The 15,543-nt window shown below is 38.0% G+C and carries 14 protein-coding genes; 8 read left to right on the top strand and 6 right to left on the bottom strand.

What is annotated here, in order from left to right; all coding sequences use genetic code 11:
* Window positions 1–102: 102 nt before the first annotated feature.
* Both LQ201_RS14575 and LQ201_RS14580 read right to left on the bottom strand, forming a co-directional pair.
* The gene (locus tag LQ201_RS14575) at window positions 103–585 is read right to left on the bottom strand and encodes a DUF6702 family protein (protein WP_230146646.1); all 483 of its coding nucleotides are present in this window, start codon (window positions 583–585) and stop codon (window positions 103–105) included.
* A gap of 72 nt (window positions 586–657) precedes the next feature.
* Window positions 658–1,323: a class I SAM-dependent methyltransferase gene (locus LQ201_RS14580; RefSeq protein ID WP_230143371.1), complete on the bottom strand. Its 666-nt coding sequence runs from the start codon at window positions 1,321–1,323 to the stop codon at window positions 658–660.
* 256 nt (window positions 1,324–1,579) lie between these two features.
* On the opposite strand from LQ201_RS14580, the gene LQ201_RS14585 reads away from it, so the two are divergent.
* The 7 genes from LQ201_RS14585 to LQ201_RS14615 all read left to right on the top strand — a co-directional run bounded on the left by LQ201_RS14585 (window position 1,580) and on the right by LQ201_RS14615 (window position 9,769).
* The gene (locus LQ201_RS14585) at window positions 1,580–2,164 is read left to right on the top strand and encodes a HupE/UreJ family protein (RefSeq protein WP_230143373.1); all 585 of its coding nucleotides are present in this window, start codon (window positions 1,580–1,582) and stop codon (window positions 2,162–2,164) included.
* A gap of 11 nt (window positions 2,165–2,175) precedes the next feature.
* Window positions 2,176–4,548 carry a M1 family metallopeptidase gene (locus LQ201_RS14590; RefSeq protein ID WP_230143375.1) on the top strand — a complete coding sequence of 791 codons (2,373 nt, stop codon included), beginning with the start codon at window positions 2,176–2,178 and terminating at the stop codon, window positions 4,546–4,548.
* Window positions 4,549–4,853: 305 nt separating this feature from the next.
* Window positions 4,854–6,896, top strand: a complete 2,043-nt coding sequence (uvrB, locus tag LQ201_RS14595) for an excinuclease ABC subunit UvrB (protein WP_305800048.1) — start codon at window positions 4,854–4,856, stop codon at window positions 6,894–6,896.
* Window positions 6,897–6,972: 76 nt separating this feature from the next.
* Entirely contained in the window at window positions 6,973–8,265 is a 1,293-nt protein-coding gene (locus LQ201_RS14600; RefSeq protein ID WP_230143376.1) for a DUF3472 domain-containing protein, read from the top strand.
* Window positions 8,266–8,320: 55 nt separating this feature from the next.
* A complete protein-coding gene (locus tag LQ201_RS14605; RefSeq protein WP_086548157.1) occupies window positions 8,321–8,518 on the top strand; it encodes a YwbE family protein in 198 nt (65 codons plus the stop codon).
* Between the two features lie 127 nt (window positions 8,519–8,645).
* Entirely contained in the window at window positions 8,646–8,894 is a 249-nt protein-coding gene (locus tag LQ201_RS14610; protein ID WP_230143377.1) for a DUF4834 family protein, read from the top strand.
* 425 nt (window positions 8,895–9,319) lie between these two features.
* A complete protein-coding gene (locus LQ201_RS14615; RefSeq protein WP_230143378.1) occupies window positions 9,320–9,769 on the top strand; it encodes a nuclear transport factor 2 family protein in 450 nt (149 codons plus the stop codon).
* Window positions 9,770–9,775: 6 nt separating this feature from the next.
* On the opposite strand, the gene LQ201_RS14620 is transcribed toward LQ201_RS14615, so the two are convergent.
* From LQ201_RS14620 to LQ201_RS14635, 4 genes are all read right to left on the bottom strand, one after another.
* Entirely contained in the window at window positions 9,776–10,009 is a 234-nt protein-coding gene (locus tag LQ201_RS14620) for a hypothetical protein (protein ID WP_230143379.1), read from the bottom strand.
* A 17-nt stretch (window positions 10,010–10,026) separates the two neighbouring features.
* The gene (locus LQ201_RS14625; protein ID WP_230143380.1) at window positions 10,027–10,224 is read right to left on the bottom strand and encodes a hypothetical protein; all 198 of its coding nucleotides are present in this window, start codon (window positions 10,222–10,224) and stop codon (window positions 10,027–10,029) included.
* Window positions 10,225–10,455: 231 nt separating this feature from the next.
* Window positions 10,456–10,962, bottom strand: coding sequence for a GbsR/MarR family transcriptional regulator (locus LQ201_RS14630; protein WP_230143381.1), 507 nt, complete (start codon window positions 10,960–10,962; stop codon window positions 10,456–10,458).
* A gap of 30 nt (window positions 10,963–10,992) precedes the next feature.
* Window positions 10,993–12,078, bottom strand: a complete 1,086-nt coding sequence (locus LQ201_RS14635; RefSeq protein WP_230143383.1) for an alginate lyase family protein — start codon at window positions 12,076–12,078, stop codon at window positions 10,993–10,995.
* 129 nt (window positions 12,079–12,207) lie between these two features.
* On the opposite strand from LQ201_RS14635, the gene LQ201_RS14640 reads away from it, so the two are divergent.
* Complete coding sequence (locus LQ201_RS14640; protein ID WP_230143384.1) at window positions 12,208–14,703, top strand: YfhO family protein; 2,496 nt, start codon at window positions 12,208–12,210, stop codon at window positions 14,701–14,703.
* Window positions 14,704–15,543 lie beyond the last annotated feature (840 nt).

Raw genomic sequence — 15,543 nt, forward strand, 5'->3', positions numbered from 1 at the left:
ATTACAAGAAATATTTCTCAGCAGATATTAACTTAAATAATATTGCCTTCTAAAATTAACGGTAATTTAACATTGAGCCGTAATTTAATACAAAAATTACAATTAAAAGTTTGCTGTGAACTTTTTTTCAGGGTAAAGGATTTTTGTGCTTTTACGGTTAGGGCCTTTTACAATATGTACAATGCTCATCTGATCATCAAACATATCATATAAAATTGTGTTGCTCACCTCAACCGATTTTACGGACGGAATTTTCTCTACCTCAAGATAAATATTAGTAGCTTCATGATCGATCTCAAATCCGATGTAGTTCATTGAAGCCGCTTTGCCATTGGCTTTTAGCTGTAAATGAGAAAGCAGATATTTTTTCACCAACTCATCCATTGCTTTCTTCATATTCGGATTGCTCAGATCGGTTTTCTGTTTGTATAATCTGGCTAAAATTGCCTCAAAGTCGTCAGAAAAGATTTTACAGCTTACTTCTAAGGTTTTGTCCTTGGCATTAAAGTTTACTTCAGTTGTGCTTACATGCAAAGGGTGTTTTATTCCTGCTCCAACAGAAAAAAAAGCAAAAAATAAAAGCAAAAAACTATATTTTAATTTATGCATCAACATATTAAATCCTTCCTTAGAGGGGCAAAGTTAACACATAATCTTCTACTTGTTAAATGTAATTAAGGTGTTATGCCCACATTGTTCTAAATGTAAGTTCCTGAAATTTAAGCGGGCAAATATTTTACTTAGTTTCTTATGGGATGGATGAACATGTGTAAGCTTAATATTAAAATTTTCATTGAGCCAATAGCTCATTTTAATGGCCAATTTTCTAAAACCCGATTCTTTTGCAAGTTCCTGCTGAAGAAATTTCTCATTGTTAACCACAATAAAACCGTAGCCGTTTTCTCCAATCAAGTTGTAGATACATTTTGCAAAACGGTAATCGTTAATGCAATAATACCAGCATATGCGGTTAAAAATAATATCGAACTTACCATGGGCTTCTTCTAAATAGCCCAATGAAAAATTTACTGTTATGTTTTGGTCGCTAGCTTTTGTTCTTGCTATTGTTAAATAATTCTGGCTGATATCGTGCCAGGTAACTTTCGCGCCCCTTTTGGCAAATTCGATACTATATTGTCCCGGACCGGCCCCCAGATCAAGTAAAGTTTTGTTTTCGAAACTGCCTAAGTGACTTTTTATAATATCTATAATTTTACTGTCTATTTTTTTGTATTCGTTTGCAGCATATTGTTCTGCAAAAGCTTTTGGAACAGGATCGAAACCTTTTCCTGGTTTTTGTAAGTGATATTTAAGCCAAAGCATAATGTTGAATAGAAGACTAATAGTTATAAGTACCAAGGTACCGTATTGGCTATGTATATTAAACAACAGTTTTGTTTACAACTGTAAACCCAGTTGTTTGCGATAAAACTTCGAAAAAAAGCACTAAATCACTTAAAGAATAGTAACAAATTTGGTATTTAGGCTTTTGTTTACAAGATATTTGGGGTTTTTGTAATTAAAAATATAATTTTAGCTATTGTAAACTATTTCATTCTCAATAGTTAGCTTATTATTCATGCCGTTACAAGATTTTATCTTTTATTTTAAATTGGGTTGGGCGCATATCATCAGTGCCGATGCTTTAGACCACCAGCTGTTTATTTTGGCACTGGTTGCTATTTACAGTTATATCAATTTAAAACAGGTGCTCATATTGGTTACGGCTTTTACCATTGGCCATTCCTTTACCTTACTTTTAAGCGTATTGGATATTATCCGGTTTGATAGCAAGTGGGTAGAATTTTTAATTCCCTGTACCATTGTAATTACCGCAATCAGCAATTTGTTTAGAAAGAATTTCTCCTTAAAATCGATTAAGATCAATTATTTTTTGGCACTTGGTTTTGGTCTTATTCATGGAATGGGCTTTGCAAACTCCATCCGGATAATGCTGGCCAAAGATCAGAATATTGGCTGGGGCCTATTTGGTTTTAATGTAGGCTTGGAAGCCGGACAGGTTTTTATGGTGATCATCATTCTTTTAATTACCTTTTTAATTTTTAATTATACCCGCATAAAGCGTATGAACTGGGTTTTATTTATATCAGCAGCCGTATTTAGCCTGGCTTTAAAAATGGCTTTAGAACGAATTCCTTTTTAATAAACCATATCATGAATAAACTATTTACTTTAACCGGCCTGTTATTCTTTTCTGGTAGCCTGGCTATGGCCCAAAATACGCAGAATAACCCAGGGAGTAACCATGGGAATAAGTTTGAGCAGTTGGGCACCATTTTACCAACACCTAATGAACAACGTACAGCCAGCGGAGCGCCTGGTGTTAAATACTGGCAGCAACGTGCCGATTATAACATCAAATGCGAGCTGGATGAAAAAAATCTGTTGTTAACCGGATCTGAAACGATCACTTACACCAATAATTCTCCTGATCCACTAACTTATATCTGGTTGCAGCTTGATGAAAATGAGCATAGCACGGATCGCAATGCGAATTACCAGGATGCGACTAAAATGCCTGCAACAGGAAATACTAAAAATTTAGATCAGTTAAGCGCAACAGGAAACAACGGTTATGGAATAAATATTACCAAATTAACCGATGCAACCGGTAAAAACTTGCCCTATACGGTTAATAAAACCATGATGAGGATAGATTTGCCTGTAGCGTTGAGAAGTGGACAAAAACTTATCTTCAATATTGATTGGAACTATAAAATTTCTGACCGGATGAGTGTTGGCGGCCGTGGAGGGTATGAGTTTTTCCCAACCGATGGAAACTACCTGTTTACCATGACCCAGTGGTACCCACGCTTATGTGTATATAGCGATTTTCAGGGATGGCAGAACCATCAGTTTACAGGCAGAGGTGAGTTTGCCTTAACCTTTGGCGATTTTAAAGTTCAGATGACTGTGCCGGCTGATCACCTGGTAGGTTCAACGGGAGAGTGTATCAATTATAGCGCTGTTTTAAATCCAACTCAATTAAGTAGGTATAATGCTGCTAAAACTGCTGCTGCGCCTGTAGAAATACAAACTTTGGCTGAAGCTAAACTGGCAGAAACCAAAAAATCTACAGCAAAAAAAACTTGGGTTTTTAATGCGAACAATGTCCGCGATTTTGCCTGGACATCTTCACGTAAGTTTATCTGGGATGCCATGCCTCAAAAAATTCAGGCCAATAACAATACCGTAATGTGTATGAGTTTTTATGGGAAAGAAGCATATAACCTATACAGTAAGTTTTCTACCCGTGCAGTAGCACATACCATTAAAACCTATTCAGATTTTACTATCCCTTATCCTTACCCTGTTGCACAAAGTATCGAAGCTGCAAATGGAATGGAATATCCAATGATCTGTTTTAACTATGGCCGTACAGATACTGACGGAACATACAGCGAAAGCACTAAAAATGGGATGTTAGGTGTAATTATTCACGAGGTTGGACACAACTTCTTCCCAATGATTGTAAATAGTGATGAACGCCAATGGACCTGGATGGATGAAGGACTAAATTCTTTTGTTGAATATTTAACAGAAGAGCTTTGGGACAACAAATTTCCAAGTAAAAAAGGACCGGCATATACCATTGTTGATTACATGAAACTACCAAAGGATGAACTGGAGCCAATTATGACCAACTCTGAAAACATTACCCGTTTCGGTCCGAATGCGTATTCGAAACCTGCTACCGGTTTAAATATCCTTCGCGAAACCATCATGGGACGGGAACTTTTCGATTATGCATTTAAAGAATATTCGAGAAGATGGGCTTTTAAACATCCTGAACCTGCAGATCTTTTCCGTACCATGGAAGATGCCAGCGGCGAAGATTTAGATTGGTTTTGGAGAGGTTGGTTTTATGGAACCGATCCATGCGATATATCTTTAGATAGCGTGAAATTTGCAAAAGCCGATTTCCCTAAAGATTTACCAGAAGCCAAATCGAAAATGGTTAAAATTGATAAGCCTGCCGTTAATGCTTTTGAAGATATTTCGAAAACCAGAAACCGTGAGGATAAGAAAATTAATTTTTATATAGATAAAACTCCTGCAGCACAAGATTTCTACTATAAATACGATAGAGGAATGGTTACTATTGATACCACTGTTGCTACTAAAACAGAAACCGCCGCAGCACTAGAAGCTGTTCCTTCAGCAGAGCAGGACAAATATGGTAACAAATTTCTTTACGAACTGAGCTTTAGCAATAAAGGAGGCTTGGTAATGCCTATCATTGTTGAGTTTACTTATAAAGATGGAACAAAAGAAATAGACCGTATTCCAGCTCAGATCTGGAGGCATAATGAATTGAAAACAGCTAAATTTTATGTTAAAAATAAAGAAGTAGCCTCTATTTTAGTGGATCCATTACGCGAAACTGCAGATATTGATACCTCAAACAATACCTGGGGCGGCAGAGCAAAAGAAAGCAAATTTAAAGTATATAAAACCAAAGCTGGCGGAGCAGTAAGAGGCCAATCGGTTGGTAAAAACCCAATGCAGGCCGCAGCGGGTAAATAGTAATACTAACCTTCATGCCGGAAGATCGTCATTCCCAACTTGATTGGGAACCACATAGTGCTCATGAATGCCTTTGAAGAGAAGAAAGCTTATGAATAATCGTACTGCCTTGGTGGGGTTTGTAGGTTGCATTAGATTCCCGCCTGCGCGAGAATGACGACCGCTCTTGGAATCTGTCAATCGTAGCTTTTCGAAAGGATTGTGCACGCGAGAAATCCCTGTTGAATTTTTTCAACAGGGATTTTATTTTCCTGACTTTCGCCTGTTTTACTCTTTAGTCCCGAAATCGTATATTTGATATACTCATGAAATTTAAAATCACCTCAGAATATCAACCCACCGGAGACCAACCGAATGCGATAAAACAATTGGTAGATGGCGTAAATGCCAATGAACATTATCAAACTTTACTAGGCGTTACGGGATCGGGAAAAACATTTACGGTAGCCAATGTGATCGAGCAGACGCAAAAACCTACACTGATTTTGAGTCACAATAAAACTTTGGCAGCGCAGCTTTACGGCGAGTTCAAAAATTTCTTCCCTGAAAACTCGGTGAATTATTTTGTCTCTTACTACGATTACTATCAGCCAGAAGCTTTTATCGCATCAAGCAATACTTATATCGAAAAAGATCTGAGTATAAACGAAGAGATTGAAAAACTCCGGTTACGCACTACCTCTTCGTTAATGAGCGGCAGACGAGATATTATCGTGGTATCATCCATCTCCTGTATTTATGGTATGGGTAATCCCGAAGATTTTTCCCGAATGGTTTTCCGTTTTGGCGTGGGCTTAAGGATTTCGAGGAATGCATTTTTACATAGCTTGGTTGAGATTTTATATTCCAGAACTACAACAGACTTTAAACGCGGAACCTTTAGGGTTAAAGGTGATACCGTTGATATTTTTCCAGCTTATCTTGATCATGCTTACCGCATCTCTTTTTTCGGTGATGATATTGAAGAACTTTCTGCAATTGATCCGGTTTCCGGGAAAACTATAGAGAAATTAGAAGACATGGCCATTTATCCGGCCAATCTTTTCGTTACTCCGAAAGATAGATTCAATTCTTCGATCTGGGGAATTCAGGAGGAGCTCGAAATCCGTAAGAACCAGTTAATTGCAGATCGACATTTGCTGGAAGCAAAACGGTTGGAAGAACGTACCAATTTCGATATCGAAATGATGAAAGAATTGGGTTATTGTTCCGGTATCGAAAACTACTCTCGTTTCTTCGATGGAAGGCAGCCCGGTATGCGTCCTTTCTGTCTGTTGGATTATTTTCCTGAAGATTATTTAATGGTAATTGATGAAAGCCATGTTACCGTTCCGCAGATCAGAGCCATGTACGGTGGCGATAGATCGAGGAAATTATCTTTAGTTGAATATGGTTTCCGTTTGCCAGCTGCACTGGATAACAGACCTTTAAACTTTAACGAATTCGAAGCGCTTGCCCCGCAAACCATTTATGTAAGTGCAACTCCGGCTGAATATGAATTGGAAAAATCAGAAGGTGTGGTAGTAGAGCAGGTAATTCGACCTACAGGTTTGTTAGATCCTGTTATTGAGATTAGACCTGCCATTAACCAGGTCGACGATCTTCTTGATGAAATAGATATTACCATAAAAGAAGGGGGACGTATTTTGGTTACCACATTAACCAAACGTATGGCTGAAGAATTAACTAAATATCTTGATCGCTTAAATATCAAGACCAGGTACATTCATTCTGAAATTAAAACCCTCGAACGTGTAGAGATTCTTCGTGGTTTACGTTTAGGAGAATTTGATGTGTTGGTTGGAATTAACCTTTTGCGTGAAGGTTTGGATTTGCCAGAGGTTACTTTGGTTGCTATTTTAGATGCGGATAAAGAAGGTTTCTTAAGGTCTGAAAAATCACTGATCCAAACCATAGGCCGTGCGGCCCGTAACGATAAGGGCCGTGTAATTATGTATGCTGATAACATTACGGATAGCATGGAGAAAACCATCTCAGAAACGAACAGACGTAGGGATATACAGATTGCTTATAACCTTGAACATGGCATTACGCCTAAAACTGTTGGTAAATCAAGGGAAGCAATTTTAGAGCAAACATCTGTCCTTGATTTCTCTCAGAAAGCAAGCGATAACAAAGCCAGGGCTTATGTAGAAAATGCCGAAATCAGCATTGCCGCCGATCCCATTGTACAATATATGGGTAAAGCAGAACTGCAAAGAGCAATTGATACTACGCGTAAAGATATGCAGAAAGCAGCAAAAGATATGGACTTTTTGCAGGCGGCAAAGCTGCGTGACGAAATGTTTGCCCTAGAAAAAATGTTTAACGAAAAATTCGGTAAGTAACGATTTGGTTTTATAGCATGATTTTTAGATAATTTAGCCTACAATTGCTTTAAACAAGTTATCTAAAAATCATTCAATGAAATCTTTTAAACTAATAACACTGATCGTACTCGGTGTCATGGGGCTAAAAAGTTATGCCCAAAATGCTACAGCAATTTCCCTTCCACTTGGAGGTAATGCCTACAGTTCTTTACACCAGGATTCAGAAAGAACATTATCCAACAGGGGAATCGTAAACTGGTCTAACCCAAAAGAATATTTTACAGCTTATTTTCGGGTTTCTAAACCTGGTACCATAACGGTATCATTAAGCGATAAACCTACTGTAGATGGGCAATCAGTTCTGGAATTCGCCATCAACAATCAATCTAAAAAGGTAGGTTTCGATGAAACCAAATCATTTGACGGCAAGATTGGCGAGTGGACCATTAAAGATACGGGCTACGTTGCCTTAACCATTAAAGGAATAAGCAAAACTGGAACGAAATTTCCTTCAATACAAGCCTTATCCATTAGTGGAACAGCAACTGAAGGCAAAACGGCTTATGTTAAAAACAACGAAGGCAACTTTTTTCATTGGGGCAGACGTGGGCCATCGGTTCACCTCAACTATCAACAACCTGAAAATGTAAATGCAGCGTGGTATTATAACGAAGTAACTGTGCCAAAGGGTGAAGATATTTTAGGCTCTTATTTTATGGCTAACGGATTTAGTGAAGGCTATTTCGGGATGCAGGTAAATAGTCCAACCGAACGGCATATCTTATTTTCGGTATGGAGCCCTTTCAATACCGACGATCCTAAAAGTATCCCGGAATCGCACAAAATAAAAATGCTAAAGAAAGGAGAAAACGTACATACGGGAGAATTTGGTAATGAAGGTGCTGGCGGTCAGAGCTACCTAAACTACATGTGGAAAGCAGGAAATACCTATAAATTTTTGTTGCATGGTGTGCCTGGAAAAGATAGCCTAACTACTTACACTGCTTATTTCTTTGCTCCCGAAATCAATAAATGGCAATTGATAGCCAGTTTTACCAGGCCGCAGACTAAAACCTATTTAAAACGCTTCCATTCCTTTTTAGAAAACTTTTCACCTGTACAGGGCGACTTATCGCGGAAGGTTTTGTTTGATAACCAATGGATCTGCGATGATAAGGGAACATGGACTGAATTAAAATCTGCCCGCTTTACGACTGACAACACAGGAGCAAAAGGATATCGGATGGATTATCAGGGAGGAGTAGATAATGGTGCCTTTTATTTAAAGAACGGGGGCTTTTTTAACGATTACACCACACCAAGAAAAATATTTACCAGAAGCACTACAGGTAAAAAACCTGAAATAGATTTCAGTAAATTACCGTAACACTCAAAATAATTATGGAATTTTGAGGCTTTAATCATGATTATATACAGCACAAATGGACGGGCAAAACAGAAAAGACATTTATCCGGGATTAGAAGTCGGAATTATCTTGAAAAAAGATCAGCGGTCGGGAAATATCACTTACGGCGTGGTGAAAGATCTGCTCACGTCATCGGCATTTCATTCCAGAGGGATAAAAGTGAGGCTCGAAGATGGTCAGGTAGGCCGCGTAGCTGAAATTATTGAAGATTAATGCGGATATTAAAACCTTTATAGGCTTATTTACGTATTATATTTGTAATCAAAATGCAATTAAAGGCACAATAAGTAACAAAATAAATTTTATGACGTCTATATTTGTAACAACAGTAATTTAAAAAATGGCATTAGTAAAATTCATTTTCATCACAATATTGGTACTTTGGCTGATCAGAATGTTGATTAGGTTAATACTGCCAATGCTGTTTAATAACCTGGCCAGCAAAATGCAGAGTCAGGCTACAGGACAGCAACAACAAAAACGGTCAAAACCTGAAGGCGCTATTTCGATAGATTATATGCCTCCAAAGCCTGATCAAAGTAAAACAGATAAACTCGGCGACTTCGTAGATTACGAAGAAGTGAAATAAAACTAAACCCTGAACTTGTTCAGGGTTTTTTTGTTTAAAGCCTGTCGAAACGCCTTGTAAGACATTTAAAACAGGTCCTTCGACAAGCTGCCATTGACGTATTTTAAAAACTAGCGTCATCTCGACTGTAGCGCAGTCCCGAACTTTCGGGAGAGAGATCTTTGTACCAAGTTATTGAAATCAAATCTCAAAGATTTTGCTTCGCAGAGCCTTCGGGTTCTCCACTGCGGTCGAGATGACGATTTATCTTACCTGTTACTTAACTTCTTTGTTTTTTTGCTAGAAAACTGGCCCCTCAGTATGACAATCCTATATTTAGATACAGACTTTTTTTTGTGTGAATTCAAAAAGCAATAATTTAAAATATATAGTTTAAGTTTAATGTTTTAACCTTCAACCCGAAAACCAAAACTATACCGGCAACTATGAAATATTTTATTGTTTTTATCTCCTTGTGGATGGTAAGTGCGAAATGCTTTAGCCAGACAAAACAGGATAGCTTAGCAATCAAACGTGCAGTCCTTGATTATATAGAATCGCAGCATACCCCAAATCCTAAACAAATGGAGCAGGCTTTGCACCCAAGGCTGGTTAAACGCACATTTTGGACGGATAAGGAAACCAACAAAGATTATGTTCGTGAAACCTCTGCAGAATCAATGGTTATCCTGGCTGAAAGTTATAACCGCAAAAAAGATAAATTCCCCGCTGTTCCTAAAAAGGAAGTTAAAATGCTTGATGTTTCAGAGAAAACTGCCTCAGTTAAATTAATTGCAGATGAATGGATCGATTATATGCACCTTGTTAAATTGAATGGGGTCTGGAAGATTATTAATGTGCTCTGGCAATTTAATGATAGTGCGAGGCACAAATAGCGCATATTACCATTCAGCTTGAAATTTGATTACCTCATTTCTTTTCTCAATTAGTTTAAGCATATAATTTTTAAGAAATATTTTTTCTACAAGCCGGCCTAATAAGCCAAATGGTGCCTGAAAATCAAAAACATCAGTCATTTCTGTCTGAGAATCTATTATTTTAAACAGGTGTTGGTGGTGGAGTTTTTTAAAGGGGCCTTTAACCATCTCATCGACAAAGCGTGTTGGGTATTCCATTGTACTAATCTTATTCGTCATTTCGAACAGAATGCCAAATGCCTGGCTCGCCAGATAACGGATTCATGTAAACCGATCAATCCGGCTCTCTTCCCAGCGATGGCTTTCTCACCAGAACTTTGCATCGACTGTACATGAAGGTCGATACTTATAGCCAGATCGAAACAGCGTTCAATCGGCGCATTAATCGATGTTTTTAAGATAATTGTGGGCATACACTTAACTTTGGTCGTTTTTCTATGCTTTCTGCTTAAATCTGTTCGATTAACCCTATTGTTCTTAGTAAAAAATGAAAGTTTTGGATGGGAAATAAGCCGAACTTAAGGGTAAGGCTTTTTAGGGGTTAGGGTTTAGCGCTTGGTGGTTAGCGTTTAGGGTGAATATGTCTTGCTACTCAATACTTACTACTTGATACTTCTCTCATATCTCAAATCTCCTCTTCATATCTATTTAAAAACTTTCAATACCGAGCCCCAGAACCAACTTTCTTCTGCTTTAAGCATTGTTTCTAGAGTTTTATCTACATTGAGGGCAAGTTTGTTAATATCGTTTACCGATTTTTTAAAGGTTTTAAACTCAGGATCTTTTTCATCGCCCACTACCGTTGACAGTTCATTTAAAACTTTTAAAACAGGTTCTAGCTCTCTTTTTTTACGCTCTTTAGCTACCTGACGAGAAATATTCCAAACATCCTTATCGGCAAAAAAGTATTCTTTGCGCTCGCCTGCTTTGTGCTGTTTTTCAATTAAACCCCATCCAATTAAATCGCGCAGGGTCATGTTGGCGTTTCCCCTGGAGATACTCAACGCCTCCATAATTTCTTCAGTGGTAAGCGCTTCAGGAGAAATGAGTAATAACGCATGTACCTGGGCCATGGTCCGGTTAATTCCCCATTCGGAGCCTAATTTGCCCCAAGCTTCTATAAATTTTAATTTTGCTGCTGCTAATTCCATGCACAAATATAAATTTATTTGTTTTGGAAGCTATTTGCTTTCCCGTTGTAGTTTATCCAATACCATCTGCCAGCTGGTATCGTTGTTATTTACTTTTTTTAACAGATCAGCCTGTGCCCTATCGAAATAAACAGATAGTTTTAATACCGGTAAAGCCAGATCTGGTTTAAACATCGTCCCGGGAGCAAATCCAGGTTCATTGTTCTTTGCACGGTCACGGTCGAATTTAACGGTTGTATTCACATATTCTTCGTGCTGTTTTTCACCATTAATGTATGGGATCATCCATTCTACAGATTTTTTGATCGAAGATCCTTTAGGCGACTCATAAGTATAAAAATTGGTGCCTTTCGCCCTGTCGATCATAATGGCCAACTTTAACATCGGTTCCAGGTCGTAAATGTGGTAATGCATGGCATCGCGCTCCTTAAAATCCAAACTTGTTCCGTCAGCATATAGATTGATATTGATGTGGCTTTTTAAATTGTCGATGGTCCATTTAATAAAATGCTGATTGTTTAAGGTGTAACCGATTTCGCCAACTTCTTTTAGCCGATGAGCATTCCAGTTATTAATGGCGGTAGCTCTGCCCGCTTTCATCCGTTTACTGTTAATTTCTGCTAAAGCCGTTTCAGTAAGCCATTGTTCAATCTGTTTTTTATCAGCTGTTGGGATATCTTTTTTAATCAGGTCATAAGCTTCAATTGCTTTATCCAGGTTGGTATCGTCAATAGGATCGCCATTTGGTTTATTGATTTTGGCCCATGCACTAAGAAATTCTACACATTTGTTTAAATATTTTCGATCATTGGTAATCCGATATTGTAAGGCCAGTGCAAACATTTTGTTCATATCTGCCAGGGCTAATCTGGTTTTCTCTTTTTTGGGATTTCCCTTTAATAATCCTTCAGTCCTGATGGTATCTATTGGATTCGGGTTTTCGCTTAGATAATTTAATGCCGATTTTTCAAAGCCCAGGTATAGTTTTTTGGTTTCCTCATCATTTTTGATCTGGGTTTTCAGCTTTTTAATTTCATTGTTATTTAAACTTACAATTTGCGAAAACGAAGAAAAAGATAATAAAGCAAGAGCGATTGTAACGACAAACTTTCTCATAATAAATAGGTTGAATTTTTATTCTTTCCTACAAATCTAATTTTTTATTCAGCATGCATTTAATTTATTACTTTTTTATACCGCTCAATTTTTTATTTTTGACGTTCGTTTAAACTTAAACAAACCTTAATGAATAACTGGTTTAATAAAAATGGCATTCACTTAGCCATTATTGCGTTTTTTGTAGTCATCACTTTTGCCTACTTCAGTCCTGTTTTGCAGGGTAAAGCGCCACAGCAGGGCGATGTTTTGCAGGCTAAGGCCATGCAGAAAGAAATTATGGATATTAAGGCGAAAGATGGTAAAGGCCCACTTTGGACCAACCAGATGTTCGGTGGTATGCCAGCTTACCAAATTTGGGTACAGTATCCCCTCAATATTACAACGTATGGTATCGATGTAATAAAAGGTATTTTCCCAGATCCTGTTGGAACAGTTTTGTTATACCTTTTAGGCGCATACCTATTATTTTGTGTATTAAAAATAAACCCATGGCTTGCTGCTGCCGGGGCAATCGCTTTTGCATTTACCTCGTATAATTTTATCATTATTGCTGCGGGGCATAGCAATAAGGCATTAGCAATTGGCTTTTTTGCTCCTATTTTGGCTGCCATTATTCTCATTCTAAGGGGCAGGTATCTGGTAGGAGGCAGTTTGCTGGCGTTGTTTATGGCGCTAGAGATCCGCTCGAACCACATCCAAATGACCTACTATTTATTTATAGCGTTATTTATTCTAGGCTGTATAGAACTTTACCATGCCTTTAAAGCAAAACAGCTTCCGGCATTTGGTAAAGCTGTTGCTTATATAGCTGCGGGTATTTTCCTGTCGGTTCTGGTAAATGCAGGTACCCTGTGGACAACCTACGAGTATGGCAAAGAAACCATCCGTGGTAAATCGAATTTAACTACCGATAAAGCCGAGCCTGCAAATGGTTTGGATAAAGAATATGCCTACCAATGGAGCCAGGGTGTTGGAGAGAGTTTCTCATTTCTGATTCCGAATATTTATGGTGGTGCAAGCAGTATTGACGAAATTATTAAGCCTGAAAGCAATACTTATAAAGCAGTTGAAAAAAATCTTCAGGGCGTTGATCCAAAGCAGGCCATTGGTTATGTGGCGCAAAATTTGGGCACCAACCAGTATTGGGGCAATAAACCGGGTACTTCCGGGCCGTATTATTTTGGAGCCATTATCTGTTTCTTATTTGTTTTCGGACTGTTTATAGTAAAACACCGCTGGAAATGGTGGATCTTAGGATCAAGTATCTTATTGCTGTTCCTTTCCTTTGGAAATAACTTACCGTTTATTTCAGATATATTCTTCGATTACTTGCCGGGCTATAATAAATTCAGGGCGGTAGAATCGATATTGGCCGTTGTAGGTTTATTGGTACCCTTGCTGGCTATACTGGCCATTAAAGAAGCACAAGAAGGAAAATACGATCAAAAATATTTAGTGCAGAGATTAACCTGGTCAGCAGGTATTACCGGTGGTTTTGCTTTAATTATTGCCGTGATCCCTACGGTGTTCTTCAGCTTTACGCAGGCCAACCAGGCACAGGTTTTAGATGCTTTAACACAAACCTTGCAGAATAACCGAGGTGCTGCAATGGAAATTTTAAATGGCATTGTTGCCGACCGTGTGGCTTTAGCACGTGCTGATGCTTTACGTTCTTTATTGTTCGTAGCCATCGGTTTTGGAATTACCTGGGCCTTCATTACCAAAAAACTGAACATGCAATTGGCTTTTGGTTTATTGGCATTATTTGTTTTAATTGATTTGTGGCAGGTAGACCGCCGTTATTTAAACAACCAGAATTTTGTAAGTAAATCCGATTTAGATAACCATTATCAACCCAGGGATGTAGATAATTTTATAGCGGCTGATAAAGATCCAAACTTTAGGGTTTTCGATTTATCGTTGGGCGATCCGTTTAAAAGTGCCGAAACTTCTTATTTCCATAAAACCGTTGGTGGTTTCCACTCCGCGAGGTTAAAACGTTTTCAGGAGTTGGTGGATAACCAATTAACAAAAAGCGTTAACCAGGATGTGTTGGATATGTTAAATACCAAGTACATTATTACACAAGATCCTCAGAATGGATCGTATAAAATGCAGCGTAACGCAACGGCAGCGGGTAATGCCTGGTTTGTACAAAGTGTTCAGTTTGCCAAAAACGGTGATGAAGAAATGAAGGCCATTAGCAGTTTTGATGCTAAAAAAGAAGCCATTGTTGATGAAAGTTTCAAAAATTCGATTGATACCAAACGTTTAGGAACTGGTCAGGAAGGTTTTATTAAATTAACCAACTATAACCCTGATCATTTAACTTATGAGTACTCAACCGCTAAAGATGTAATTGCAGTGTTTTCAGAGATTTATTATGATAAGGGCTGGAAGATGTATATCGATGGTGTTGAAAAGCCATACTTCAGGGCTGATTATGTTTTACGTGCGGCACAATTAGAAGCAGGCAACCATAAACTTGAGTTTATTTTCCACCCAACATCGTATTATACCGGAGAGAAAATCTCTTTAGCTGGATCTATCTTATTGTTGGCCGGATTAGGTTTTGGGTTTTATTCAGAAGAAAAGAAGAAAAAGAAAGCAGTTAAAGCTTAATATATCTTTAAATACATTTATGCCCCGTAAGATTAAAATCTTGCGGGGTTTTTTGTTGCCAGAATTTTTGCAACGATTTCTTGCCACGGAAACACAGGATACCTCCCTCGGTTTGTCAACGTGAGCATAGTCGAAGGGCATTTAAAATGAATTCATTGCACACCTTGAGATTCTGAGTATTCACACTTGCGATCGTCCTCCTGAACTTAGGATCTATAAAATGCAATCAGCCTTGAGTCTTTATTCAATAATCCAAAGTCGATTTCACACCACGTGTCATCCTGAGCGTATTCGAAGGATCTTTTAATTAGAGAAAATGTAAAATAGGTGATGGTGGATTTTGCTTAACCGCTAGCCGCGGGGCCTTCTTTCTTTTGATAGCAAAAGAAACAAAACTACCAGCTCGCAATTTTTTTATTAAAGCCAGTGAGTAGGCCTGAACTGTGCCTGCCAAAAAATTGACCATGCCGGTTTAAAAGCGAAACGGAAAACAGTGCTTTGGCCTTACGGGATGGCTATGAAGAATGGAAATAGCAACTGTGCTTAAGAAATACCATTTTAGGCCTTTTGCTAACATACACTAATATCTTAATGTATTCCGCTTTGCGGATCATCCCAGCGATGATGACGGTGGGTAATGAACCAACGACTAATGAAATATTGAACCAAACAGCCCCTTCCGATGTCATTTTAACAATCTTTATCAAGTAGAATAATAATTTAACAATGTCGTAACATTTGTTTGATATACAGAGTCTTACCTTTGTAATGTAAATCAGATGATATGTTAGAATCATTCTTTGCCGTATGTTTATTAATTGTTGTACTTTATTTCTTTAG

It is taken from the genome of Pedobacter sp. Bi126 (assembly GCF_918698245.1).
Classification (GTDB): Bacteria; Bacteroidota; Bacteroidia; order Sphingobacteriales; family Sphingobacteriaceae; genus Pedobacter.